The organism is Kitasatospora sp. NPDC003701 (genome assembly GCF_053587085.1).
Map to the genome: position 1 here is coordinate 22825 of NZ_JBSFNM010000040.1, position 24780 is coordinate 47604.

Sequence of the window (24780 nt, forward strand, 5' to 3'; positions counted from 1 at the left end):
CACCGCGCTGGTGAACATGTACGGGATCACCGAGACCACCGTGCACAGCACCTACCACCGACTGACCCGCAAGGACTTCGCCGCCGACGCCGGCAACGCGATCGGCCGCCCGCTCAGCGACCTGCGCCTGCACCTGGTGGACGAGGCGGGGAACCTCGTTCCGGTGGGTGTGGTCGGGGAGATCTGTGTGGCGGGTGCGGGTGTGGCCCGTGGGTACTCCTCGCCGCGTTTGACGGCGGAGCGTTTCGTGCCGGACCCGTTCGGGGTGGCGGGTTCGCGGATGTACCGCAGTGGTGACCTGGCGCGGCGCCGGGCCGACGGTGTGCTGGAGTTCGTGGGTCGTCGGGACCACCAGGTGAAGGTCCGGGGCTACCGGATCGAGCCGGGTGAGGTCGAGGTCGCGCTGGCGGCGAGCCCGTCGGTGGGCGAGGCCGTGGTGATCGCCCGGGACGACGACGGTTCGGGTGCCCGTCTGGTGGGTTACGTGGTGCCGGCGCCGGGGGCGGGGGTGCCGTCGGCGCAGGAGCTGGCGGAGTGGTGCGGCCGGACGCTGCCGGCGTACATGGTGCCGTCGGCCTTCGTGCTGCTGGAGCGGGTGCCGCTGAATGTGAACGGCAAGCTGGACCGGGCGGCGCTGCCGGTGCCGGGCCGCGACGACGTGCGCGGTGGCGGTGCGTTCGTGGCGCCGCGGTCGGCGGACGAGCGCGTGGTGGCCGCGGTGTGGCAGTCGGTGCTGGGTCTTGAGCGGGTGGGTGTCGAGGACGGCTTCTTCGAGGTCGGCGGCGACTCCATCCGGGCGATCTCGGTGGTCGGTGCGCTGCGTGCGGAGGGCTTCGACGTCGCGGTGCGCGACCTGTTCGAGCACCGCACCGTCGCCGCCCTGGCGGCCTTCGCCCGGGCCGGCTCGCCGCGCGAGGACGGCGGCCTCCCGGAGGCCGGCGAACTCGTCGACTTCGGCATCTCCTCCGTGCCGGAGGCGATCGCGCTCCAGGCCCGGCGGACGCCCGACGCGGTGGCCGTGGCCGCCGGTGAGCAGCAGCTCGACTACGCCGAGCTGATCGCCCGCGCCGACGCGGTGGCGGCCCGCCTGCGCGCCGCCGGCGCGACGTCCGGTTCGGTGGTCGGCGTGGTCATGGACCGCGGCGCCGAACTGCTGCCGGTGCTGCTGGGCGTCTGGCGCTCGGGCGCGGCGTACCTGCCGCTGGACCCGTCCTACCCGGCCGCGCGCTGCGGCTACACCCTGCTGGACGCGCACGCCGTCGCCGTCGTGGCGCACGGCCGCTACGCCGAGGGCCTGGAAGGCGTCTTCGACGGACCGGTGCTCCGCGCCGAGGACCTGGTCGCCGCTCCGGCGCCGGAACCCGCGGTCGAGCCGGCCGCGGTGGACCCGCTGGACCTGGCGTACGTCATCTACACCTCGGGCTCCACCGGAAAGCCCAAGGGCGTGCAGATCACCCACGAGGGCCTGGTGAACCACCTCGGGTGGGCCGCCCGCGACCTCTGCGGCGCCGGCGAGGGCGGCTCCGCGGTCTTCTCCTCGGTGGCCTTCGACCTCGTCGTCCCCAACCTCTGGGCACCGCTGCTGGTCGGTCAGCAGGTCCGGCTGCTGCCGCAGGACCTCGAACTCGCCGACCTCGGCCCGGCCCTGCTGGCCGGCGCACCCTACTCCTTCCTCAAGCTGACCCCGGGTCACCTGGAGATCATCACGCAGCAGATCACCGGCGCCCAGGCCGCGCGCCTGGCCGGCGTCGTCGTGGTGGCCGGCGAGGCGCTGCCCGGCGCCCTGGCCGCCCAGTGGTTCTCCTGGCTCGGCGCCGACCGGGTGATCAACGAGTACGGCCCGACCGAGGTGACCGTCGGTACCAGCGTCAACCCGCTCGCGGAGCTGCCCGGCCCCGGGGTGGTGCCGATCGGGCGCGCCCTGCCGAACCTGGCGATGCACATCCTCGACGAGTTCCTCGACGAGGTGCCGGCCGGCGGCGCCGGCGAGCTGTTCGTGGCCGGCACCGGCGTGGCCCGCGGTTACGGCGGGCAGCCCGCGCTGACCGCCGACCGCTTCCTGCCCGACCCCTTCGGCGCCCCCGGCTCGCGGATGTACCGCACCGGCGACCTGGCCCGGCTGGACGCCGACGGGAACGTCGAGTTCCTCGGCCGCCTGGACGACCAGGTGAAGATCCGCGGCTACCGGATCGAGCTGGGCGAGGTCACGGCGGCGGTGCGCGCGCACCCCGCGGTGACCGAGGCCGCGGTGATCGCGGCCGGCGGCGAGGGCGGCGACCGGCGTCTGGTGGCCTACGTCGTCGTCACCGGTGGCGAGCTCCCGGCCGACCTGGCCGAGCACTGCGCCGGCGCGCTGCCGGAGTACATGGTGCCCACCGCGTACGTGCCGCTGGACGCCCTCCCGCTGACCGCCAACGGCAAGGTCGACCGCCGGGCCCTGCCGGACGTGGCCGACGCGACGGGACACGCCTACACCGCCCCGCGCACCGACCTGGAGGCACGCGTCGCCGAGGTCTGGGCCGAGGTGCTCGACCTGCCCCGGGTCGGCATCCACGACAGCTTCTTCGACATCGGCGGCGACTCCGTGCGCGCCGTCGCCGTCGCCGGCCGGCTGCGCGCCGAGGGCCTCAACACGAGCACCCGCGACGTGTTCGCGCAGCACACCGTCGCCCGCCTGTGCGTGGCGCTCGCCGACCGGACCGAGATCCGCGAGGAGCGGACCAGGGTCGAGCCCTTCGCCCTGATCGGCGAGGAGGACCGGGCGCTGCTGCCGGACGGACTGGCCGACGCCTACCCGCTGACGCAGAACCAGATCGGCATGCTCGTCGAGATGCTCTCCAGCGAGGGCAAGCAGCACTACCACATCGTCAAGACCATCGGCCTGACCGACGAGGAGCCCTTCGACGAGGACGCGCTGCGCGCCTCGCTGGCCGAGCTCATCGCCCGGCACGAGATCCTGCGCACCTCGTTCGACCTCGACGCCTACTCGGTGCCGATGCAGCTGGTGCACGCGACCGCCGAGCCGCGGCTGATCGTCCACGACTCCACCCACCTGAGCGAGGAGGAGGAGCCGGCCTTCCTGGCCGCGTTCCTCGACGGCGAGGCGAACTCGCCGGTCGACTACCACGAGGCGCCGCAGCAGCGGCTGATCGTGCAGAAGCTCTCCGGCGGCCGCTGGCAGCTGAGCTTCTCGCAGTCGCACGTGATCCTCGACGGCTGGAGCTTCTTCCAGCTCCGGGTCGAGCTGCTCGCGCTCTACCGGGCGATGCGGGACGGCGGCGAGGTCCCGCCGCGCCGGGACATCGGGATGCGCTTCGCCGACCAGGTGGCGGCCGAGCTGCGCGCCCTGGCGTCCGACGACGACCGCAAGTACTGGAGCGAGGTGGTCGGCGGGAACCCGAAGTTCGAGCTGCCCGCGGCGTGGGGCGACCCGGAGGCCGGGCCGGACGACGTGTTCCGCCGCTCCATCGAGTTCGGTGAGCTGCTGCCGGGCCTGCGCGCACTGGCCTTCCAGTCGGGGGCCTCGGTCAAGACCGTGCTGCTCGCGGCGCACCTGAAGGTGCTCAGCCAGGTCACCGCCGAGCGCACCTTCTTCAGCGGCCTGATGTCGCACGTCCGGGCCGAGGTCGCGGGCGCCGACCAGGTCGCCGGCATGAGCCTGAACCCGCTGCCGTTCGCCTTCGACCGCACCGCCCGCACCTGGCGCGAGCTGGTCGCCCAGGTCTTCGAGAACGAGACCCGGACCTGGGAGCACCGGCACTACCCGATGCCGGCGATCCAGAACGAGGCGGCCGACACCGCGCGCCTGATGGACGTCCACTTCAGCTTCATCGACTTCGACCAGCAGGAGGACGGCCCGGTCGACCGGCGGCTGGACTTCTGCTTCAGCTCCAACGAGTTCCCGATGACGGTCGCGGTCAAGGCCGGCCGGCTGACCTTCAACACCAACGCCCGGGCGATGTCCGTCAAGGCCGCCGAGCTGATGGTGGAGACGTACCGGTCCGTGCTGACGGCGATGGCCGAGGACCCGGACGGCGACGCCCGTGCCGTCCACCTGCCGGACGGTGAGGAGGCCCGGCTGCTCGACTTCGCCGCCGGCGCGGTCCGGTCCGCCGAGCCGCCGCTCACGCTCGCCGCCTTCGACGCGCAGGCCGCCCGGACGCCGCAGCAGGTGGCCGTGGTCCGCGGCGGCGACGCGGTGACCTTCGCCGAGCTGTCCGACCGGGCCGACCGGATCGCCGCCGCGCTGGCGCCGACGGCCGGCACCGACCGGGTGGTCGCGGTCGCCCTGGACCGCGGGCCCGACCTGCTCGCCGCGTTCCTCGGGACCTGGCGCGCCGGCGGCGGCTACCTGCCGCTCGACCCGGCCTACCCGGCCGAGCGGCTGAGCCGGACCCTCGCCGACGCGGGCGCCGTGGCCGTGGTGACCGAGGAGAAGTACGCCGCGACCTTCGCGGAGCTCTCCGGCGTCCCGCTGGTCGTGGTCGACCGCGAGCTGCCCGAACCGGCCGCCCCGCGCGAGGCCGTGGCCACCGATCCGGACTCGCTCGCCTACGTGATCTACACCTCGGGCTCCACCGGTGTCCCCAAGGGCGTGCAGATCACCCACCGCTCGCTGGCCGGCTACCTGGCCGGCGTCACCGAGCTCACCGCCGACGCCGAGGGAGCGGCGCCGCTGTTCTCCTCGGTGGCCTTCGACCTCGTGGTGCCCCAGCTGTACGTGCCGCTGCTGCGCGGCCGGGCGGTGCACATGATGCCGAACGACCTCGGCCTGGACGAGCTCGGCTCCTGGCTGGCGGCGGGCGGCCCGTACTCCTTCCTCAAGCTGACGCCCGCCCACCTGGGCATCCTCGCCGACCAGCTGACCGGGGAGCAGGCCCGCGGCCTGGCGGCGATCGTGCTGGTCGGCGGCGAGGCCTTCCCGAGCGCGCTGGCCCGGCGGTGGGCGGAGCTCTCGGGCGGTGCGCGGATCCTCAACGAGTACGGCCCGACCGAGGTGACCGTCGCCAACAGCTCCGCCGAGTACGACCCCGCGTACGGCGGCGACACGGTGCCGATCGGCCGGCCGCACACCGGTACCACGATGTACGTGCTCGACGACGAGCTGCGCCGGCTCCCGGTCGGCGTGATCGGCGAGGTCTTCGTCGGCGGCGAGGGCCTGGCGCGCGGCTACCTGAAGCGGCCGGGCCTGACCGCCGGGTCCTTCCTCCCCGACCCGTTCGGGGCGCCGGGCGCCCGGCTCTACCGGACCGGGGACCGGGCACGGCTCCTGGACGGCGGCGAGGTCGAACTCCTCGGGCGGGGCGACGGGCAGATCAAGCTGCGCGGGCACCGGATCGAGCTCGGCGAGATCGAGACCGCGCTGGCCGCCCACCCGTCGGTGGCCACGGCCGTGGTGCTCGCGGTCGCCCAGGAGGGCAACGAGGGCCTGCGGCTGGTCGGCCACGCCGTCCCGCGGGTCGGCGAGAGCCCGGACGGCGCGCGGCTGCGCGAGTGGCTCGGCGAGCGACTGCCGGAGTACATGGTGCCCGCCACCGTGCACGTGACGGAGGAGCTGCCGCTGACCGCCAACGGCAAGGTCGACCGGGAGGCACTCGCCCAGGCCGGCGAGGTCGCCGAGGAACGGCCCTACAGCGCGCCGCAGACCGCGACCGAGCGGGACCTGGCCCGGATCTGGGAGGCGGCGCTCGGCCACGAGCGGGTCGGCATCGACCACACCTTCACCGAGCTCGGCGGCCACTCGATGATCGTCATCCAGGTGGTCGGGGCCTCCCGGCGGGCCGGCCTGCCGCTCAGCCTGGCGATGCTCTACCAGAACGACACCGTCCGGAAGCTGTCCGCCGCCATCGACGCCGAACTCGCCGCCAGGTCGGCGCAGCCGGCCCCCGCGGCGCCGGCCCCGCAGGCCGCGCCCGCCGCGGTCGACCGGGCCGCCGTCGAGCGGGCGCTGGCCGAGGGCCGGGTGCCGGGCGCCGTGGTCGCCGTCATCGAAGGCGGGGAACTGACCGCGCTGGAGGCCTTCGGCTCCACCCGGAGCGAGGGCGGCCGGCCGGTCGGACCGGACACCGTCTTCCCGGTGGGCTCGGTCAGCAAGCAGGTCACCGCGTTCGCCGCGCTGCGGCTGGTCGACGAGGGCGTCCTCGCCCTGGACACCGACGTCAACGCGTACCTGACGCACTGGCGGATCCCCGGCGACGGCGCGGACGCGCCGATCACCGTCCGGCAGCTGCTCGCCCACCTGTCCGGGCTGCGGATCACGGCCGGTGCGGGTTACCCGCGCGGCGGTGCCGTGCCGGGGTTGCGCGAGCTGCTCGCCGGCGAGGTCGAGGGCCGCCCGGGCGTCCGGCGCGAGCTGCTGCCCGGAGCCGGGTTCCGCAAGGCCAACGTGCACTTCTCGGTGCTCCAGCAGGCGATGTCGGACGCCACCGGCGAGCCGTTCGCCGAGCTGGTGGACCGGCTGGTGTTCACACCGCTGGGCATGACGGACTCCTCCTTCCGGCAGGAGTTCCCCGAGGGCCGGACGGCCGCCCACGGCCACGACGCGCTGGGCGCGCCGGTCGAGGGCGGCTGGGAGCAGCGCGCCGACACCGCGGCCGCGGGCCTGTGGACCACGGCGGCCGACCTGGCCGCGTTCGCCCTGGAGATCCGCCGCTCCGGTCTCGGCCGGCCGCGCGCGCTGCTGCGCCCGCGGACCGTCGCCGAGCTGCTCACCGAGCAGTCGCCGGGCAGCTTCTACGGGCTCGGCACGGTGCTCGACACCGAGGGCGACACGGTCTGGTACGGCCACGCGGGTGAGCTGACCGGGCACCGGGCGATGACCATGGCCGAGCTGCGCTCCGGCCGGGGCTACGTCGTTCTGGCGGCCGGCGCCGGCGGAGATCACCTGGTCCGGATGTTCACCTCGGCGGCCACCGGCCGCCCCGAGACCCGCTGACCCCGGGCCACCGCCACCGACGACGCTGGTAAAGGAACCGTATGACCAGGCATCTGATATCCCTTGAGGACCTCGCCGACGACGACCTGTACGCCATGGTCGCCCGCGCCGCCGACCACGGCGCGGGCCGCCTGGCCGGCCACCGGCCGCTGGACGGGGCGGTGGTCGGGATCTACTTCCGCAAGACCTCCACCCGCACCCGCACCGCCTTCTCGGCCGGCGCGCTGCGCCTCGGCGCGGGGATCGTCGCCTTCGGACCGGACGACCTCCAGACCAACACCGGGGAGACCAGCGAGGACACCGGGGCGGTGTTCGCCCGGATGCTCGACACGCTGGTCGCGCGCACCGCCGGCGAACCGGAGGAGCTGCGCGGCTGGGCCGGGCAGGGCGGCATGTCGGTGGTGAACGCGATGACCGCCGACGAGCACCCCACCCAGGCGATCGCCGACCTGGCGGCGCTGCAGGGCCGGTTCGGCCGGATCAGCGGCCTGCGGATCCTCTACCTCGGCGAGGGCAACAACACCGCGGCCGCGCTCGCGCTGGCCCTGGCGCGGTACCCGGACACCCACCTGGAGCTGCGCACGCCGCCGGGGTACGGGCTGCCCGCCCGGATCCTCGAACTCGCCGCCGCACGCGCCGCGAAGACCGGCGCCCGGATCGTCGAGCGCCACGACACGGACGCGCTCCCCTCGGGCTTCGACGTCATCTACACCACCCGCTGGCAGACCACCGGCACGGTCAAGCCCGACCCGGACTGGCGGCGCGGCTTCGAGCCCTTCCGGGTCACCCGCGAGCTCTGGCGCACCAGCCCGGACGCGGCGTTCATGCACGACCTGCCGGCCCACCGCGGCGAGGAGGTCAGCGCCGACGTGCTCGACGGCCCGCGCAGCATCGCCTTCGACCAGGCGGCCTGCAAGATGTACGGAGCGATGGCGGTGCTCGAATGGTGCCGCCACGGCGCCGTCGTCCCGTCCGGTGCGACCCTGGCGGGGCGGCTGTGACCAAGACCGATGTGGCCGAGCCGGGCGAGGCCCTGGAACCGCTCTCGAAGAACCGCGACTTCACCCTGCTCTGGCTCGGCGCCGGGGTCTCCGTGCTCGGCAGCCGGGTCAGCTCCACGGCCTTCCCGCTGCTGATCCTCTGGCAGGGCGGGTCGATCGCCTCGGCGGGCCTGGTGGCCTTCGCGGCGCAGCTGCCGAACCTGGTCGTGCAGCTGCCGGCCGGCGCCCTGGTGGACCGCTGGGACCGCCGACGGGTGATGCTCGCCTGCGACCTCGGCGCGGGTCTGGCCATGGCCGGGGTGGTGGCCGCGCTGCTGCTCGGCCACCTGTGGATCCCGTTGCTCATGCTGGCGGCCTTCGTCGAGGGCAGCGCGATGATCTTCTACCGACTCGCCGAGCGTGCCGCGGTGCGCAACGTCGTGCGCCCCGAGCACCTGTCCACCGCGCTCTCCCGCAACGAGGCGCGCGGCCAGGCCTCGGGCCTGCTCGGCAGTCCGCTCGGCTCCGGCCTGTTCACACTGCTGCCGTGGCTGCCCTTCCTGGTCTCGCTGGCCGGCCGCGCGCTGGCCTGCTTCAGCCTGCTGGCCATCCGGACCGAGTTCCAGCAGGCCAGGAAGCCGACCGGCGAGCGCAACCTGCGGGCCGAGATCGGCGCGGGCATGGTCTGGCTGTGGAACCAGCGCTTCCTGCGGGCGGCGATCTCCCTGGTCGCCGGCAGCAACCTGGTCTTCCAGGCGACCAACCTCGCCGTGGTCCTGATCATCAAGCAGAACGACGGCTCGCCGATGGAGCTCGGCGTGGTCAGCGTGGTCGGCGGGCTCGGCGGCGTGCTCGGCGCGATGTCCGGCGGCTGGTGGCTCGCCCGGCTGCCGGCCTCCCGGATCGTGCTCGGCGCCGTCGTGGTGTGGACGGCCCTGGTCCCGATGATCCTGCTGAGCCCCAACCCGGTGGTCCTCGGCGCGCTGTCGGCCGGGATCGCCGCCGTCGGCGCCACCACCAACCTGGCCGCCGGGGTCTACCTGACCAAGGTCTGCCCGGACGAGATGCAGGGCCGGGCGATCAGCGTGGCGAGCCTGCTCTCCTCCGGCACCAACTCGCTGGGCGCGGTGGCGGCCGGCTTCGCGCTGGCCCACGCCGGACTCACCACCACGATCGGCGTGGCGACCGGCTTCATGGCGCTGCTCGCCCTGATCGCCGCGGTGAGCCCGGCGGTCCGCTCCGGCCGGGAGCCGCTCAAGTAGCAGCGGTCGGTCCGGGCGCCGGACACGATGCAGAGGGCCTATAGGCGGTGGGCGGAGCGTGGAGTCGGTGCCCGCCGGCACATGTTGAAGGGACGGACGTGAATCACAACTGGAAGCCCCGGGAGCTCAACCCGGACGAGACCGGCACCGCCGCGAACGCGGCGGCGCTGGTCGAGTACCTGCGCGGGATCGACCTGGCCGCGCTGCTGACCGCCGAGAAGGCGCTGGTGATGCGCGGGTTCGGCGTCGCGCCCGGCGAACTCGACGACGTGCTCGACGCGTTGCTGCCGGACCGGCTCGCCTACGTGCACGGCAACTCGCCGCGCACGAAGGTCGGCCGCAACGTCTACACCTCGACCGAGTACCCGGCCGCGCTGGCCATCTCGATGCACAACGAGATGTCGTACGCCTCGCGCTGGCCGACCCGGCTGGCCTTCTACTGTGAGACCGCACCCGGCTCCGGCGGCGCGACCCCGGTGATCGACGGCGAGCTGTGGCTGGAGTCGGTCGGCCCGGAGATCCGCGAGGCCTTCGCCGGCGGCGTGCGCTACCAGCAGAACCTGCACGGCGGTTACGGCCTGGGCAAGAGCTGGCAGCAGACCTTCGAGACCGAGGACCGCGGCGAGGTCGAGGCCTTCCTGGCCGATTCGGCCGCCACCTGGGAGTGGCGCTCGGACGGCGGCCTGCACGTCGAGCAGCTGCGCCCGGCCTTCGTCCGTCACCCGGTGACCGGCGCCGAGGTCTGGTTCAACCAGGCCGACCAGTGGCACCCGGCGGGCCTCGGCGACGCGACCGCGCGGGCGCTCACCCAGATCATGCCGCCCGAGGACCTGCCGCAGTCCGCCACCTTCGCCGACGGCAGTCCGATCCCGGACGAGTACGTCACCACGATCCGCGACCTGGGCCTGGAGAAGGCGGTCGACGTGGACTGGCACGTCGGGGACCTGCTGCTGATCGACAACGTCCTGGTCGGGCACGGCCGGCGACCCTTCGACGGCCCGCGCCGCGTGCTGGTGGCCATGTCCGGAACCGACGAGGCGTGAGGAAACCGCACCATGACTGACAACACCCTGGCATACGTCGTCGAGGCCGGGACGGACAGCCGCGCCCCCCGGGAGGTGTTCGAGGCCGAGCGCCCCCTGATCCGCCGGAAGCTGCTGGAGCACGGCGCGGTGCTGCTGCGCGGCTTCCCGATCGACGGGGTCGCGGGCTTCCAGGAGGCCGTGCGGACCCTCTCCGGGGACCCGCTGGTCTACAACGAGCGCTCCTCGCCGCGGCACTCGATCCTCGGGAACGTCTACACCTCGACGGACTACCCGCCGAACGAGGAGATCTTCCTGCACAACGAGAACTCCTACCAGGCCTCCTGGCCGCGGCTGCTGTGGTTCTACTGCGAGACCGCGCCGGAGACCCGGGGCGCCACGCCGCTGGCCGACATCCGGGCCGTCCACCGGGCGATCGACCCGGGCGTGCGCGAGGAGTTCGCCCGCAAGGGCTGGATGGTCGTGCGCAACTTCCACGAGGGCTTCGGCGTGCCGTGGCGCTCGGTGTTCAACACCGATGACCGCGCCGTGGTCGAGGCCCACGCCGAGCGCAGCGGCCTCACGGTGGAGTGGCGCGGCGCGGACGGGCTGCGCACCAAGGCCGTGCGCAAGGCGATCCACCGCCACCCCGACACGGGCGAGGAGGTCTGGTTCAACCACGCGACCTTCTTCCACTACACGACGCTCGCGCCGGACGTCCAGGAGGGCCTGCTCGCGCTGTTCGACGAGGAGGACATGCCGAGCAACACCTACTTCGGTGACGGCACGCCGATCCCGGCCGACGTCACCGCGCACCTGCGCGACTGCTACCGGGCCGCGTCCACGCGCTTCGACTGGCAGCAGCGCGACATCCTGATCGTCGAGAACATGCTGGCGGCGCACGCGCGCGAGCCGTTCACCGGCCCGCGCAAGATCGCGGTCGCGATGACCGAGGGCCATGTGCCCGACTCCGACGCCGGGGCCCGGGCGAGTTGAGACCCTTCCCGCGAGCCGCGCAGTCGTCCTGGTTGCGCAGCTTCGTCCCGCGCGGTACCGCGGCGCGCGCCCGGCTGGTCTGCTTCCCGCACGCCGGCGGGACGGCCAGCGCCTTCCGGGAGCTGGCCGAACTGCTCGCGCCCGAGATCGAGGTGCTGGCGGTCCAGTACCCGGGCCGGCAGGACCGCTTCGCGGACCCGTTCGTCGCCGATCTCGAGGAACTCGCCGACCTCCTCGCCGAGCTCCTCACCCCCGGCCTGGGCCGGCCGCCCACCGCCTTCCTCGGGCACAGCATGGGCGCGACCGTCGCCTACGAGGTGGCGCGCCGGCTGCGGCCCCGCTACCCCTCGCCGCTCACCGCGCTGTTCGTCTCGGCCCGCAAGGCCCCCGACCGGATCACACCGATGGGGCTGGAGTTCAGCGACGAGGAGATCCGGCTGGCCGTCGACCGGCTCGGCGGTACCGGCAGCGAACTGCTGCGCCACCCCGACCTGTGGGAACTCTCGGCGCCGATCCTGCGCAACGACTTCCTGATGAGCGAGCGCTACCGCTTCGCCCCGGGGCCGCCGGTGGCCTGTCCGCTCACCGTCCTGGTCGGCGACGCGGACGAGGCCTTCACCGAGCAGGACGCGGCGCACTGGTCCCGGCACACGCTCGGATCCTTCGCCGTGCACGGCTTCGAGGGCGGCCACTTCTACTTCGAGCAGAATCCCGAACCCCTGGCACAGGTCCTGGCCCAGGCCCTGCGGCAGTGGACGGACCAAGGGAGCAAGCCATGACCGTGGACCTCTCCGGTTACCGGAACGTCCCCGACGCCCTCGCCGACCGCGCGCGGCGGCGGCCGGAGCACCCGGCCCTGATCGTCTCGCCGGACGGCGGACCGGACGGCGAGGAGGTGTACACCCACGCCGAACTGCTCGCCCGGGTCGAGCGTTCGGCGCGTCACCTGGCCGCCCGGCTGGCGCCCGGCAGCCGGGTCGTGCTCGCGCTGCCCAGCGGCGTGGACTTCGTCGAGTCCTACTTCGGCTGCCTGACCGCCGGGATGGTCGCCGTTCCGGTGCCGCCGCCCGGCGGTTCGGCGCAGGGGCGGGCGCGGATCGAGCAGATCCTCCGGGACTGCGAGCCCGCGCTGGTCCTCACCGAGGAGGGCGAGGTCCGGGGCCTCGCCGAGACGGTCGCACAGGCCGGTCTCGACGGCTGCGCCGTGGAGACCGGGGCCGCCGCGCAGACCGCGGCCCAGGAGCCGGCCGCGCTGCCGGAGGTCGGCCGGGACACCCTCGGCGTTCTCCAGTACAGCTCGGGCTCCACCGGCGAGCCCAAGGGCGTGATGGTCACTCAGGGCAACATCCTCGCCAACGCCGAGCTGTTCTGCCGGGCCAACGGCGCCGGCCAGGACGACGTCTTCGGCGGCTGGATCCCGATGCACCACGACATGGGCCTGTTCGCGATGCTCAGCTCCGCGGTGCTGTCCGGGGCCACCATGGTGCTGATGCCGCCGACCAGCTTCGTCAAGCGGCCGGCCACCTGGCTGCGGCTGATCGACCGGCACCGGATCGGCGTGAGCGCGGCTCCGAGCTTCGCCTTCGACATCTGCGTGCGGCTGGTCCCCGAGGCGCAGGCGGAGACCTTCGACCTGTCCAGCCTGCACTGCGTCATCAACGGTTCCGAGCCCATCCACGTGCCCACGCTGCGCGCCTTCACCGAGCACTTCGCCGGCGCGGGCTTCGCCCCGGAGGCCATGGCGCCCGGCTACGGCCTCGCCGAGGCGACCGTGTACGTCTCGACCAAGCCGCCGCGCCGGCGGCCCGCGCTCCTCACCACCGACGGCGGCCGGGAACTCGCCGGCTGCGGTCTGCCGGTCGGCTTCGAGCTGGAGATCGTCGACCCGGTGACCCGCCTGGCCTGCGCGCCGGGCGGGACCGGCGAGATCTGGGTGCGGGGCGAGAGCGTCGGACGGGGCTACTGGAACCGGCCCGGGATCAGCGAGGAGACCTTCCGGGCCCGCCTGGCGGACTCCGCCGACGACACCTGCTGGCTGCGCACCGGTGACCTCGGCAGCGTGCGGGAGGGCGAGCTGGTGATCACCGGCCGGCTCAAGGAGGTGATGGTGATCCGCGGCCGCAACGTCTACCCGCAGGACGTCGAGCACGAGGCGCGCACGGCCCACCCGCTGCTGGCGGGCTTCGTCGGCGCGGCCTTCGCGGTGCAGGTCCCCGAGGAGCGCGTGGTGCTGGCGCACGAGATCAGCCCCGGGGCCTCGCCGGAGGAGTTCCCCGCCCTGGTCGCGGCCGTCCGCAAGCAGCTGACCGGGGTGCTGGGCTCCCCGCTGCGCGACGTGGTGCTGCTGCGCCGCGGCGCCGTCCGCCGGACGACCAGCGGGAAGATCCAGCGCGGCACGATGCGCTCGCTGTTCCTGGCGGGCGGCCTGGAGCCGGTCTTCGCCGACCTGTCCCCGGAGGTGCGCGGACTGCTGCCGGCCTGAGGCCGGTCCCCGACGCGACGACGACGAAGGCGCGGTCCCCGGGGGAGGGGACCGCGCCTTCGTCGTGCTCAGTCGAGCCCGGGGGGATCCGGGACCTCGCCGAGGTTGCGGGCCACCCAGGCGTCGTCGTAGACGGTGTCCAGGTACCGTTCGCCGCTGTCCGGGAAGAACAGCACGCTGGTCGAGTCGTCCGGCAGCTTCGGGGCGAGCCGTTCGTAGGCCGCCACCACCGCGCCCGAGGAGGCGCCGGCGAGCACGCCGGTGCGCGCCACCGTACGGCGGCAGGCCGCCACGCACTCGAGGTCGGTCACCCGCATCCCCTCGTCGACCAGCGAGAGGTCCACCAGGGCCGAGCGCACCCCGGCGCCGTGGCCGGGCAGCAGCCGGCGCCCGGGCTGCCCGCCGAGGATGACGCTGCCGGCCGCGTCCACCGCGATCACCTTGGTGGACATGCCGCTCTGCTGGATGTACTGGGCGCAGCCGCGCAGCGTGCCGAAGGTGCTGACCGCGGCGAACAGGTAGTCCACCTTGTGGTCGAGCTGCTCGGCGATCTCCCGCATGGTGCGCTCGTGCGCGCGCGGGTTGAGCGGATTGCCGTACTGGTTGGGCCAGTAGACGTGCGGGCCGGAGGCGACCAGCTCCCGCACCCGGCGCAGCCGGGCGGCGAGGAACTCACCGGTCTCCGGGTCGGGCTGGTCGACCATCTCGATCCGCCCGCCGTACGCCTCGATCAGCGCGAGGTTGCTGCGTACCGTGCGGATGTCGGCGACGCAGACGAACCGCATGCCGTAGTAGCGGCACAGCTGGGCCAGGCCCACGCCGAGGTTGCCCGAGCTGGACTCGACGACGGTGGTCTTCGCCGGGTCCAGCTCGCCGGAGCGGATGCGGGCGGAGAGCATCTCCAGCGCGGTGCGGTCCTTGATGCTGCCGCCGGGGTTGAACCATTCGAGCTTGGCGAACACGCGCGAGCGGGAGCCCGGTACCAGGCCGTCCAGCTCCACCAGGGGAGTGCCGCCGATGGTCTCCGTGATTCCCTGCATGACCGGGGCGGTCATTCCTGGCCGCCACCGTTCACGAGGTACTCGGCGAGCGCCGTGACGGTCTCGAAGTCCCACAGCAGGGTGGGGTCGGCCGGCACGCCGAACTCCTCCTCGATGTCGGCGGAGAGCGAGAACGCGTAGACCGAGTCGAGGCCGTAGTTGGCGAGCGGGACGTCGGCGGCGACGTCCCCGGGCGGCAGCTGCACGTAGTAGGCGACCCGCTCGATGAGCCAGGAGGTCGTCTCCGGGAGGGACTTGGGCGAGTTGAGCGAGCTGGTTGTCATGGTTCTTCCTAGGTTTCCGGAGTTCACTGACGCCCCGTCAGGTCGAGCGGGCGCCCGGCCCGGTGCAGGCCGGCCGTCTGCCGGAACAGGGCCTCTTCGAGTTCGGTGCGTTCCTCGGCGCCGATCGGCCGGCGGCCCGGCAGGCGGGCGGCCAGGCGGTCGAGGGCCGCCGAGACCCACAGGTCGTCGCCGAGGCCCGACCCCGCGTCGCCGTCCGCGTGCCGCCACACGCCCAGGCAGGCGGCCGCGGCGAGGACGACGGTGTAGCGGTGCGCGGCCTCGAACACGGCAGGTGCGGCGTCGAGCGTGGTGTCCCGCGGCGAGAGGGCCGTGAACTGGTCACGGAGCCGGGCGAGTTCGTCGCGGAAGTGGGCGGCGAAGCGGGCGGGCAGCCCGCCGCCGGGCTGTCCGGCGACGGCGGCGAGGGTCGCCGCGGCGGTGTCGGCCCGGGGGATGCCGAGCCCGGGCGCGGTGAAGTCCATCGGCGGCAGCGGCGCGCCGGGGCGGAACAGCCCGGCCCCGCCCGGCTCGGCGTCGGCGCCGAGCCAGCAGCGCTGCGCCAGCCGGGGGAGCAGCGGCAGCAGGCCGGTCAGGCAGGCGCTGCGCGAGGCGTGCATGAACGCGATCGGGGTGAGGTCGCGGGCGAGCTTCTGGAAGATCGCCGCGGGCCCCTCGCGCAGGTACGACTGCGCGCCGAGGACCATCCGCAGCGACTCGACGACGTCCTTGAGCAGCTGCGGGACCAGGTACTTGACCGCCGGGGCGAGCAGCGGGGCCTGCCCCGGCAGGAGGTGCAGCGCCCGGACCGCGACCGCGCACAGCGCGTCGGCCGCCAGCAGGTCGGCGGCGGCGCGCGCGATCGAGGACCGCACGTACGGCAGCGCCACGATGGACGACCCGTACAGCCGGCGCTCCTCGGCCGCGCCGAGCGTCACCCGCAGGCAGCTCTCCGCGGCGGCGAGGAACATCGCCGGCAGCGTGGTGCGGGTCACCTGGAAGCTGCGCAGGCCCAGTTCGAGGCCCTGGCCGGGGGCGCCGAGCAGCGCGTCGGCCGGGACGGGGTAGTCGAGGAACTCGGCGCCGCCCAGGTGCACGCCGCGCAGACCGCTGCTGGGGTAGCGCGGCCCGGGGCGCAGCCGCTCCGAGGCGCGGTCCAGCTCGGGGAGCAGGAACAGGCTGTGACTGCGGCTGCCCGGACGGTCCGAGGTGCGGGCGAAGACCACCATGCCGTCGGAGGTGCCGAGGTTGGTGACCACGTCCTTGCGTCCGCGCAGCTGCCAGCCGTCGGGGACGGCGGTGGCACGGAAGGCGGCGCCGGCGAGGTCGTTGCCGTGGTCGAGCTCGTTGTAGACGATGGCGAAGCGCTTGTTCGCGGCGAGCGCGTCCGCCATGGCGCGCCGCTGCGGCTCGTCACCGGCCGCCCACACGTGGACGGCGGCCAGGTAGGAGCTGCCGGCGTAGCCGACGCCGAGGCCGGGGTCGCGCCGCCAGAGCACCCGGGCGGCCGCGACGAGCCGCTCCAGGGAGTCGAGCCGGCCGCCGAGCGCGGTCGGGACGAGCTCGCGGTTGAATCCGAAACCGTCCAGGGCCTCGGTGGCCGCGGCGAGTTGTTCCTCGCGTCCGTCGGCGGCGAGCAGCGCCCGGAAGCCGGTCGGGTTGGTCTCCTGCCACGGGTCGCCGAGCAGGTCTTCGAGGGCGGACACGCGGTCAGCCATGGGAACCCTCCGAGTGCCGTACGAATCCGAAGGCCGAGATCGGGCCGGGCCGCTCCGTCGCCCGCAGGAGCCAGTCGACCAGCCGGTCGTCCAGCTCCTCGTGCCAGGCCGGAGCGAACCGCGGTGCGTCACCGCAGAGTTCCGGGTCGAGCCGGCGGACGATGTCGCGCAGCGCCCCGGTGAGCCACAGCTCTCCGGCCCAGGGCCGCGCCTCCCGGGCGGCGGCGTGGTTCGCCGTCCAGAGGTGGAGGGCGGCCGCGGCGGCGAAGCAGAGTTCGTACTGCTGGGCCAGGTCGTGGGCGTACATCGCGGGCCGGCGGTTCGGGCGGACGCCGGCCATGGCCGCGCAGACCCGGTCCGCGGCGTCCACCGTGTGCCGGGCGAGCGCCGACAGCTCGGCGTTCCGGGCGGCGTCCACCGCGGGCAGGGTGGTCCGGGCGGACGCCACCACACTGCACCCGCGCCGGCTCGCCGCGCGCAGCTGCGCCCACGGTACGGCGGCGAGCGGCGCGGCGAGCCCGGCCGTCACGGCCAGGCCGTCCCGGTCGGCGGTGCCGGCGGCGTGCCCGGCGGCGATCGCCGCGAACTGGTTGATCAGCGCGTGCCGGTTGACCGGGGTGCTGCCGTCGAAGATGGCGAGCACGGCGTGGTCCCGGGCGAGCTTCTGGAAGGCGCCGTGCTCGTGCAGCTCGGTGAGCAGCGAGCGGGCGCCGAGGAAGTCGCCGAGCCGGCCGAGCACGTCGTCGGCCAGCGTCGGGGCGAGCGCCTTGAGCACGGCGGACACCACGCTCATCTCGCCGGTGAGGGCGTGCGCCGCCCGGCTGCCGACCACGCCGGCGGCCTCGACGGCCAGCAGGGTGGCGGCGCCGCGGGCGAGCAGTGATCGGACGAAGGGCCGCTCGACCAGCGGCCGCCCCTGGATCCGGTGCTCCGCGGCGAACCGGGTGGCCAGCCGCAGGGCGTGCTCGGTCGCGCCGACCGAGAGCGCGCCGCACATCGTCCGGGTGAGCTGGAGGGCCTTGAGGACGGTCTCCGCGCCGCCGCCCGGTGCGCCGATCAGCGCGGACCCGCCGACGTGTGCGCCGTCGAAGCGGATCCCGCTGATGTCGGCGCCACGGATGCCCAGGGTGTCGACCTTCGGCAGCGGTGTCGCCGAACCGGGCGCCAACTCGTCCTTGTCCACCAGGAAGAGGCCGAAGCCGCGGCCGCCGCCGCGTTCGTCGGTGCGGGCCAGGACGGACAGCAGCCGGCCCCGGGTGGCGTTGTTGATCGGCCACTTGGTGCCGTCGAGGCGCCAGCCGCCGTCCTCGGGGACGGCGGTGAGCTCGCCGGCGAGCAGGTCGGCGCCGTGGCCGGGCTCGGTCAGGGCCCAGCCGACCCGTGCGCCGCCGAGCACCGCCCCGGCCAGGCCGCGGGCCTGCTCGGGCGAGCCCGCGATCCACACGCAGATCGAGCCGAGGTACGTCTTGGCGTGCGCCACGGCGACCGACAGGTCGTTGCGGCCCATCGCCCGCCAGAGCTCGAACAGCTCCTGGTGGCTCTCCAGCCGGCCGCCGTGCTCGCGCGGCACGTACTGGGCGGGCAGCCCCAGCTCGTCCAGGCCGGCGAGCTGCGTCAGCGGGTAGGCGGACGCGCGGTCCAGCTCGGCGAGCACCGGTGCGGCCCCGCCCAGGAGCACGTCGATCTCCGCGGCGAGGGCGGTCGCGTTCTGCGGTTCAGTCATCGGATCCGACCACGTTTCCATAGCCGCCCCACTGGGCGAGATCGACGAAGCCGTACGCCGTCGGCAGGTGGTCCAGCGAGTCGACCGACCGCTCCGGGTCGGCCGCCAGGCCCTCCAGGACGCGGACCACCCGGTCCAGCACGTCCTGGGCCTCGTCCGTGCCGTAGACGTCGGGGCGGTGGCCGAGCCACAGGCGCAGCCGGGCCCCGGGGATGACCACCAGGCGCAGCGGGAAGTGCGTCCCGTCGTGCCCGTCGAGCGCGGTCAGCCGGACGTCGCTCAGCCGGGCGTCCAGGGCCTGCGGGTCCAGCGGGTAGTTCAGGCAGACCATGGTCGTGTCGAACAGGGTCCGGCCGCGGGCCGCGCGCTGGATCTCGGCGAGGCCGAGGAACTGGTGGTCGAGCAGCTCGGTCTGCTCGCGCTGGAGCCGGGTGAGCATGTCGACGGCGGGCTCGGCCGGATCCATCCGGACCCGGACCGGCACCGTGTTGGTGAACATCCCGACGGCGCGCGCGATCCCGGGCAGCTCGGGCGGGCGCCCGGACACCGAGGTGCCGAAGACGACGTCCTCGCCGCCGACGATCGCGCCGAGCACCACCGCCCACGCGCCCTGGGCCAGGGTGTTGACGGTGAGACCGCGGGTGCGGGCGAGCCCGGTCAGCTCCGCGGTCAGCTCGGCCGACAGCTCGGTGCGCAGCTGGTCCTGGCGGACGGTGCTGAGGCCGGCGGCCTGCGGGGCGACGACGGTGGGCTCGGCCGGTCCGGCCAGGGCCGAGGACCAGGCCCGTGCCGCCGCGTCCCGGTCCTGTCCGGCCAGCCAGCCGAGGTACCCGGCCGGCGAGCTCTCGCGGGCGGCCTCCGGGCTCTCCCGGCCCTCGTACAGCGAGAACAGGTCGGCGAGCAGCACCGGGGTCGACCAGCCGTCCCACAGCAGGTGGTGGTTGAGCAGGTGGACCCGGTGGTGGTCGGCGTCGAGCCGGACCACCACCAGCCGCAGCAGCGGCGGGTCGGCGAGGTCGAAGCGCACCCGCTCCAGCTCCGCCTCCAGCTCGGCGAGGGCCGCCGCGCGGCCCGCGTCGTCGTGCCCGGAGAGGTCGACCAGCCGCCAGCCCGGCACGGCCGAGGCGCAGACGACCTGGAGCGGCTCGGCGTCGTCCGGGCAGTCGAAGGCGACCCGCAGCGCCGGGTGCCGCTCGACCAGCCGCTCGGCGGCCCGGCGCAGCCGGGGGGCGTCGAGCGGGCCTTCGAGGTCGAGCGTCAGCCGGGCGACGTACGCGTCCTCGCCGTCCCCGTCCAGCAGGGTCTGGGTGAGCAGCCCCTGCTGGAGCGGCGTCAGCGGCCAGATGTCGGTGAGGTCGGGCCGCTCCTGCTCCAGCCGGTCCAGGCGGGCGGCGTCCAGCGGGACCAGCGGGAAGTCCGAGGGGGTGCGGCCGCGGAAGCCCGGGTCCTCGGCGGCGGCCGCGAGCCGGTCCAGCGAGGCGAGCCAGGAGTCGGCCAGGGCGCGGATGTCGTCCTCGCCGAACAGCTCCTCCGGCCAGGAGAACACCGTCCGCAGCCGCAGGCCGTCCGCGTCCTCGTGGGCGATCGAGTTGACCTCGATCTCGTGGACGAACGGCATCGCGGGATCGGCGCCCGAGCCCGGGGTCCGCGGGTCCGGTTCGAGGCTCCACGGCCCGCCCGTGTCCATGGCGAACCTGCCGAGGTAGTTGAAGCCGATCCGGGGGGTCGGGGCGTCGGGGAAGGCGCCCGCCAGGTACTTGGCCGGGCCGAAGCCGGTGCCCCGGGCGGGGAGCGCGTGCAGCTGCTCCTTCACCCGCTTGAGCGCCCGGGCGAGGTCCGTGCCGGGGCCCGGGTCGAGCCGGACCGGGTGGATCGCGGTGAACCAGCCGACGGTGCGCGAGAGGTCGGCCGGGGGCGGCAGCCGGTCCCGGCCGTGGCCCTCCAGGTCGATCAGGACCTCGTTGCCGGACGGACCGCCGCGCAGTTCCCGCCAGCCGCCGAGGGCGAGCGAGAACCCGGTCAGCAGGACGTCCTCGGGCCCGGCGCGGAAGGCCGCCGGGATGCCCACCAGCAGCCGGCGGGTGGTGTCGGCGGGCAGCTCGACGTGCAGGTGCCGGGCGCGGCCGGCCAGGTCGACCGCCGGGTCCAGGGCGCGCCCGGCGATCCGCGGATCGGGGGTGCGCAGCACCTCGCGCCAGTGGTCGGCCTCCGACGCGGTGTCGGCGGCGGACGTGTTCACCCGGTGCGCCCAGTCCCGCAGCGAGGTGCGGACCGGGGGCAGTTCGGGCCGGCGGCCGGCCGAGACCGCCTCCCAGGCGGCCGCGAGGTCGGCGAGCAGGACGCGCCAGGACACCCCGTCGACCACCAGGTGGTGGGCCATCAGTAGCAGGCTGCCGTCCCGCTCGCGGCCGGCGTCGAACCAGACCGCCCGCAGCATCCGGCCCAGCCAGGGGGCGAGCAGCTCGCGGGCGAGGACCGTCTGCTCGTCCAGGGCCCGCGGCGTCGCCGGGCCGTCGACCGCGGTCAGGCAGTCGGTGACCTCGTACCGGCCGGGCTCGTGGACCTCCAGGTGGGGCGTGCCGCCGTCGCCGTGGACCAGCACCGCCCGCAGGGCGTCGTGCCGGTCCACCACGGCCTGCAGCGCGGCGCACAGCGAGGCCCGGTCGGCCTCCCGCGGCACCCGCACCACCACGGACTGGTTGAAGCCGGACACCCCGTGCTTCCACCCGGTCACCTCGCCGAACCAGGCGAGGGCCGGCGTCGTCGGGACGGGTCCGTACGGCTCGGCGACCGGCTCGGCCGGGGCCTCCTCGGCCTGGGCGACCGCGGCGAGTTCGCGCGGGGTCCGGTGGCGGAACACGTCGGCGGGGGAGAGGCCGACCCCGGCCTCCCGGGCCAGCGAGACGACCTGGAGGGCCAGGATGGAGTCGCCGCCGTGGTCGAAGAAGGACTCGTCCACGCCGAACCGCGGCACGCCCAGCACCTTGGCGAAGGCCGCGCACAGCGCCGCCTCGGCCCCGGTGGCCGGCGCCGCGTCCGCCGCCTCGGGCCGCGCGAAGTCGGGCTCGGGCAGCGCGGCGCGGTCGACCTTGCCGTTCGGGGTGAGCGGGAAGGCCTCCAGGACCACGATCGCGGCCGGGACCATGAAGTCGGGCAGCGAGCGGGCCGCGCGGCGGCGCAGGGCCGCCGTGTCCACGGTGGCACCGTGGTCGGGCACCACGTAGGCGTGCAGCCGGGTCCCGCCGGCGGCGGCGACCACCAGCGCGTTGGCGACGGACCCGTCACGGGCGAGGACGGACTCGATCTCGCCCGGCTCGATCCGGAAGCCGCGGAGCTTGATCTGGGCGTCGGCGCGGCCGAGGTACTCCAGGGTGCCGTCCGCGCGGCGGCGGGCCAGGTCCCCGGTGCGGTACATCCGGGCGCCGTCCGGGCCGAACGGGCAGGGCAGGAACTTCTCCGCCGTCGCCCCCGGGCGGTCCAGGTAGCCGCGGGCCAGGCCGGTGCCCGCCACGTACAGCTCACCCGGCACCCAGGCGGGCACCGGCTGCAGTTCGTCGTCGAGGACGAAGACCCGGGCGTTCTGGACGGGCATGCCGATCGACGGCTTCACCCGGCCGGCCAGCGGCGCGCTGCAGGAGGCCGTCACCGTCGCCTCGGTCGGGCCGTAGGCGTTGAACATCCGGCGCCCGGCCGACCAGCGCTCGGCGACCTCGGGCGCGCAGTCCGCGCCGCCGACCACCAGCACCCGCAGCTCGGGCAGCGGGACGTCGGGCAGCGTCGCGACGACCACCGGCGGCAGCGCGGCGTGGGTGATCCGCTGCTCGCGCAGGAAGTCGTGCAGGTACGTCCCGGAGAGCGTGCGGCCCACCGGGGCCAGCACCAGGCAGGCGCCGGAGGCCAGCGCGGGCCAGATGTCGGCCACGGCGGCGTCGAAGCTGGGGGAGACGAACTGCAGGGCCCGGCTGCCGTGTTCGTAGCCGAACCGGGCGATGTGGTCGTCGATCAGGTTCGACAGGCCGGCGTGCGAGACCACCACGCCCTTGGGCCGGCCGGTCGATCCGGAGGTGTAGATGACGTACGCCGGGTGCTCGGGCAGCGGGCCGTGCCCGGCCGCGCCGCCGCCGTGCCCGGTCACCGCGCCGGTGCGGTCGATGACGCAGGCCGGCCGGGAGTCGGCGATCAGCAGGTCCCGGCGCTGCTCCGGGTACTCCGGGTCCACCGGGACGTAGGCGGCGCCGGCCTTCAGGACGGCGAGCATCGCCACCACCAGCTCCACCGAGCGCGGCAGCATGATCGCGACCCGGTCCTCCGGCCCGACCCCGCGCGCGGCCAGCTCGGCGGCCAACTCCTCCGCACGACGGTCGAGTTGCGCGTAGGTCAGGGTCTCCGACCCGGAGACCAGCGCGAGGCCGTCGGGGTGGGCGGCGGCCCGCTCCGCGACGGTCCGCGCGACGAAGCGGATGCCCGGCTCCCGCGCGGTGTCGTTCCACTCCCCGAGGACGACCCGCTGCTCCTGCCCGGAGAGCAGCGGCAGCAGGCCGAGCGCGAGGGTCGGCCGGGCCGCGGCGGCCTCGGCGAAGCGCAGGAAGCGGTCGCGGTGCGCCCGCACCTCCTCCTCGGTGAAGTAGTCCGGGTTGGCGTCGCAGGCGACCGTGGCGCCGCCCGGGGTCGGGCTGCCGATGCCGAAGGTCAGGTCGGCCGCGGGCCCGGCCGACAGGCTGTGCACCGTCACCGGGAGGCCGGCCCACGCGGTGGCGGGCAGCGCGGGCAGGAAGTTGACCATCGCGCCGACCAGGCCGAACTCGTCCCCGGTGAGGCCGAGCGCGCGGGTGAGGTCCTCGTGCCGGAACCGCTGGTGCCGCAGCGCGGCGGCGAACTCCTCGCCCACCGCGGCCAGCAGGTCGGCCAGGCTCGCCCCGGCCGGCACGGTGATCCGCAGCGGCACCGTGCTGCTGGCCATGCCCGGGGCGCGCCGCTCGGCCGGGGAGGTCCGGGCCGCCACCGGCAGGCCCAGCACGACCTCCTCGCGGGCGGTCATCCGGGCCAGGTAGGCGGCGGTGATCGCGGTGACCACCACGGGCCAGCCGGAGCGCCGCTCGCGGGCCAGGTCGCGCAGTGCGCGGACCGTCGGCGCGGCGAACTCACCGCTGCAGCTGACCCGTTGGGGGAAGGCGTCGGCGCCGGCCGGCGGGGCGGTACGGATGGCGAGCCGACTCGGCAGCGGCTGGTCGGCGAAGTGCCCGGTCCAGTACGCCGCGTCCTGCGCGTACTGCTCGGAGGCGCGGTAGGCCGCGTCCGCCCCGGCCAGCGCCGGGAACGGCTCGAAGCGCCCCACGCCGGGGGTCTCCCCGGCGGCGAGCGCCGAATACAGTTCGCCGAGCCGGCCGAGGACCATCGAGTACGTGGTCGCGTCGGCCGCGCTGTGGTGGTACCGCTGGTAGAAGAAGTGCAGGTCGGGGGCCAGCCGCAGCAGCGCGGCACGGGACAGCGGGCCCCGGTCGAGGTCGGTGGGCCGACGCAGGGCCGCCCGCATCCACTCGGCCGCGGCCGCCCGCGGGTCGGCGGCCGCGGTGAGGTCCACCAGGTCGAAGCCGTCCGCCTCCTCGGCCGTGACGCTCACCCAGGTGCCGTCCGGCGCGACGGCGCGCAGCCGCAGCACCCCGCACTCCTCGGCCAGTTGCCGCCACGCCCGCCCGAGCACGGCCTCGTCGACCGGCCCGCCGATCTCGGCGTGGCCCGCGATGACGAAGCGGCGCCCGGTGGCGTCGAGGCGCTGTGCGGCCCAGACGCCGAGCTGGGCGGCCGACAGGCGCTGCCCGCTCATCGCTGCTCCCCGGCCTCGACCGCGAACCCCTCGGCGGAGTTCTCCTCCTGCGGCGGGAAGACCTTGCGGAAGGTGAAGGCGTGCGGCGTCGGCCCGTGCTCGCGCAGGTGCAGCAGCCGGGCGTGCGCCTCCTCCACGGTCGGCACGGTCCAGGCCGGGACCCACCAGAGCGTCTGGAAGGCCTCCGGCATGGCGACGAAGAACTCCTTGCGCCGCCGCATGAAGGTCGCGTGGTCCCCCTGGTAGACGAAGTCGCGCAGGTCGTCCAGGGTCTCCCAGACGGAGAGGTTGACGACGGCCCGCGGGTCGTCCGGCCACACCGAGTCCACCACCCGGCGCCCGTCCGAGGACCCGCCGAACAGCCGCCACACGTAGCCCTTGCTGAACTGGGCCTGGCGGTTGATCGGATCGAAGTTCTCGACGAAGTCACGGAACCCGGGCGAGTCGACGGGGACCGCGGGCAGGCCGATGTTGACCTGGGCGACATGGAATTCGGCAGGCATGGGGACTCCACTTTC

The 24780-nt window shown here is 74.7% G+C and carries 13 protein-coding genes (1 of these 13 only partly in view); 7 read left to right on the forward strand and 6 right to left on the reverse strand.

Annotated elements, in window-relative coordinates; genetic code table 11:
- From ACWDRR_RS29790 to ACWDRR_RS29820, 7 genes are all read left to right on the forward strand, one after another.
- Positions 1–6934, forward strand: partial view of an amino acid adenylation domain-containing protein gene (locus ACWDRR_RS29790; RefSeq protein ID WP_449775337.1) — the 3' end only. Its footprint begins 15104 nt before the window's first position; only the last 6934 of its 22038 coding nucleotides appear in the window; its start codon lies off the left edge, out of view; its stop codon occupies positions 6932–6934.
- Positions 6935–6975: 41 nt separating this feature from the next.
- Complete coding sequence (locus ACWDRR_RS29795) at positions 6976–7935, forward strand: ornithine carbamoyltransferase (RefSeq protein ID WP_449775338.1); 960 nt, start codon at positions 6976–6978, stop codon at positions 7933–7935.
- The gene (locus tag ACWDRR_RS29800; protein ID WP_449775339.1) at positions 7932–9176 is read left to right on the forward strand and encodes an MFS transporter; all 1245 of its coding nucleotides are present in this window, start codon (positions 7932–7934) and stop codon (positions 9174–9176) included. The genes ACWDRR_RS29795 and ACWDRR_RS29800 overlap by 4 nt, the downstream gene beginning before the upstream one ends.
- A gap of 98 nt (positions 9177–9274) precedes the next feature.
- Entirely contained in the window at positions 9275–10219 is a 945-nt protein-coding gene (locus ACWDRR_RS29805) for a TauD/TfdA family dioxygenase (protein WP_449775340.1), read from the forward strand.
- Positions 10220–10231: 12 nt separating this feature from the next.
- Positions 10232–11194: a TauD/TfdA family dioxygenase gene (locus tag ACWDRR_RS29810; protein ID WP_449775341.1), complete on the forward strand. Its 963-nt coding sequence runs from the start codon at positions 10232–10234 to the stop codon at positions 11192–11194.
- Between the two features lie 32 nt (positions 11195–11226).
- Positions 11227–11973: a thioesterase II family protein gene (locus ACWDRR_RS29815; RefSeq protein WP_449775342.1), complete on the forward strand. Its 747-nt coding sequence runs from the start codon at positions 11227–11229 to the stop codon at positions 11971–11973.
- Complete coding sequence (locus tag ACWDRR_RS29820; RefSeq protein ID WP_449775343.1) at positions 11970–13676, forward strand: fatty acyl-AMP ligase; 1707 nt, start codon at positions 11970–11972, stop codon at positions 13674–13676. The genes ACWDRR_RS29815 and ACWDRR_RS29820 overlap by 4 nt, the downstream gene beginning before the upstream one ends.
- A gap of 68 nt (positions 13677–13744) precedes the next feature.
- Here ACWDRR_RS29820 and sbnA read toward each other — a convergent pair whose 3' ends face one another.
- From sbnA to ACWDRR_RS29850, 6 genes are read right to left on the reverse strand one after another with little or no spacing between them, the layout of a single operon-like run.
- Entirely contained in the window at positions 13745–14716 is a 972-nt protein-coding gene (gene sbnA / locus ACWDRR_RS29825) for a 2,3-diaminopropionate biosynthesis protein SbnA (RefSeq protein WP_449775344.1), read from the reverse strand.
- Between the two features lie 11 nt (positions 14717–14727).
- The gene (locus ACWDRR_RS29830) at positions 14728–15000 is read right to left on the reverse strand and encodes an acyl carrier protein (RefSeq protein WP_449775345.1); all 273 of its coding nucleotides are present in this window, start codon (positions 14998–15000) and stop codon (positions 14728–14730) included.
- Between the two features lie 23 nt (positions 15001–15023).
- Entirely contained in the window at positions 15024–16715 is a 1692-nt protein-coding gene (locus ACWDRR_RS29835; RefSeq protein ID WP_449775346.1) for an acyl-CoA dehydrogenase, read from the reverse strand.
- Positions 16708–18438 (reverse strand): acyl-CoA dehydrogenase family protein, encoded by a 1731-nt coding sequence (locus tag ACWDRR_RS29840; protein WP_449775347.1) that lies wholly within the window; start codon positions 18436–18438, stop codon positions 16708–16710. The genes ACWDRR_RS29835 and ACWDRR_RS29840 overlap by 8 nt, the downstream gene beginning before the upstream one ends.
- On the reverse strand, positions 18431–24262 hold the full coding sequence (locus ACWDRR_RS29845) for an amino acid adenylation domain-containing protein (RefSeq protein WP_449775348.1): 5832 nt from the start codon (positions 24260–24262) through the stop codon (positions 18431–18433). Before ACWDRR_RS29845 ends, ACWDRR_RS29840 begins: the two co-directional genes overlap by 8 nt.
- On the reverse strand, positions 24259–24765 hold the full coding sequence (locus tag ACWDRR_RS29850; protein WP_449775349.1) for a DUF3291 domain-containing protein: 507 nt from the start codon (positions 24763–24765) through the stop codon (positions 24259–24261). The genes ACWDRR_RS29845 and ACWDRR_RS29850 overlap by 4 nt, the downstream gene beginning before the upstream one ends.
- Positions 24766–24780 lie beyond the last annotated feature (15 nt).

Excerpts from the sequence above, each read along its gene's own strand:
- ACWDRR_RS29820 (WP_449775343.1), top strand. The coding sequence starts at position 11,970 with ATGACCGTGGACCTCTCCGGTTACCGGAACGTCCCCGACGCCCTCGCC.
- ACWDRR_RS29830 (WP_449775345.1), bottom strand. The coding sequence starts at position 15,000 with ATGACAACCAGCTCGCTCAACTCGCCCAAGTCCCTCCCGGAGACGACC.
- ACWDRR_RS29795 (WP_449775338.1), top strand. The coding sequence starts at position 6,976 with ATGACCAGGCATCTGATATCCCTTGAGGACCTCGCCGACGACGACCTG.
- ACWDRR_RS29845 (WP_449775348.1), bottom strand. The coding sequence starts at position 24,262 with ATGAGCGGGCAGCGCCTGTCGGCCGCCCAGCTCGGCGTCTGGGCCGCA.
- ACWDRR_RS29840 (WP_449775347.1), bottom strand. The coding sequence starts at position 18,438 with ATGACTGAACCGCAGAACGCGACCGCCCTCGCCGCGGAGATCGACGTG.
- ACWDRR_RS29850 (WP_449775349.1), bottom strand. The coding sequence starts at position 24,765 with ATGCCTGCCGAATTCCATGTCGCCCAGGTCAACATCGGCCTGCCCGCG.
- sbnA (WP_449775344.1), bottom strand. The coding sequence starts at position 14,716 with ATGCAGGGAATCACGGAGACCATCGGCGGCACTCCCCTGGTGGAGCTG.
- ACWDRR_RS29835 (WP_449775346.1), bottom strand. The coding sequence starts at position 16,715 with ATGGCTGACCGCGTGTCCGCCCTCGAAGACCTGCTCGGCGACCCGTGG.
- ACWDRR_RS29810 (WP_449775341.1), top strand. The coding sequence starts at position 10,232 with ATGACTGACAACACCCTGGCATACGTCGTCGAGGCCGGGACGGACAGC.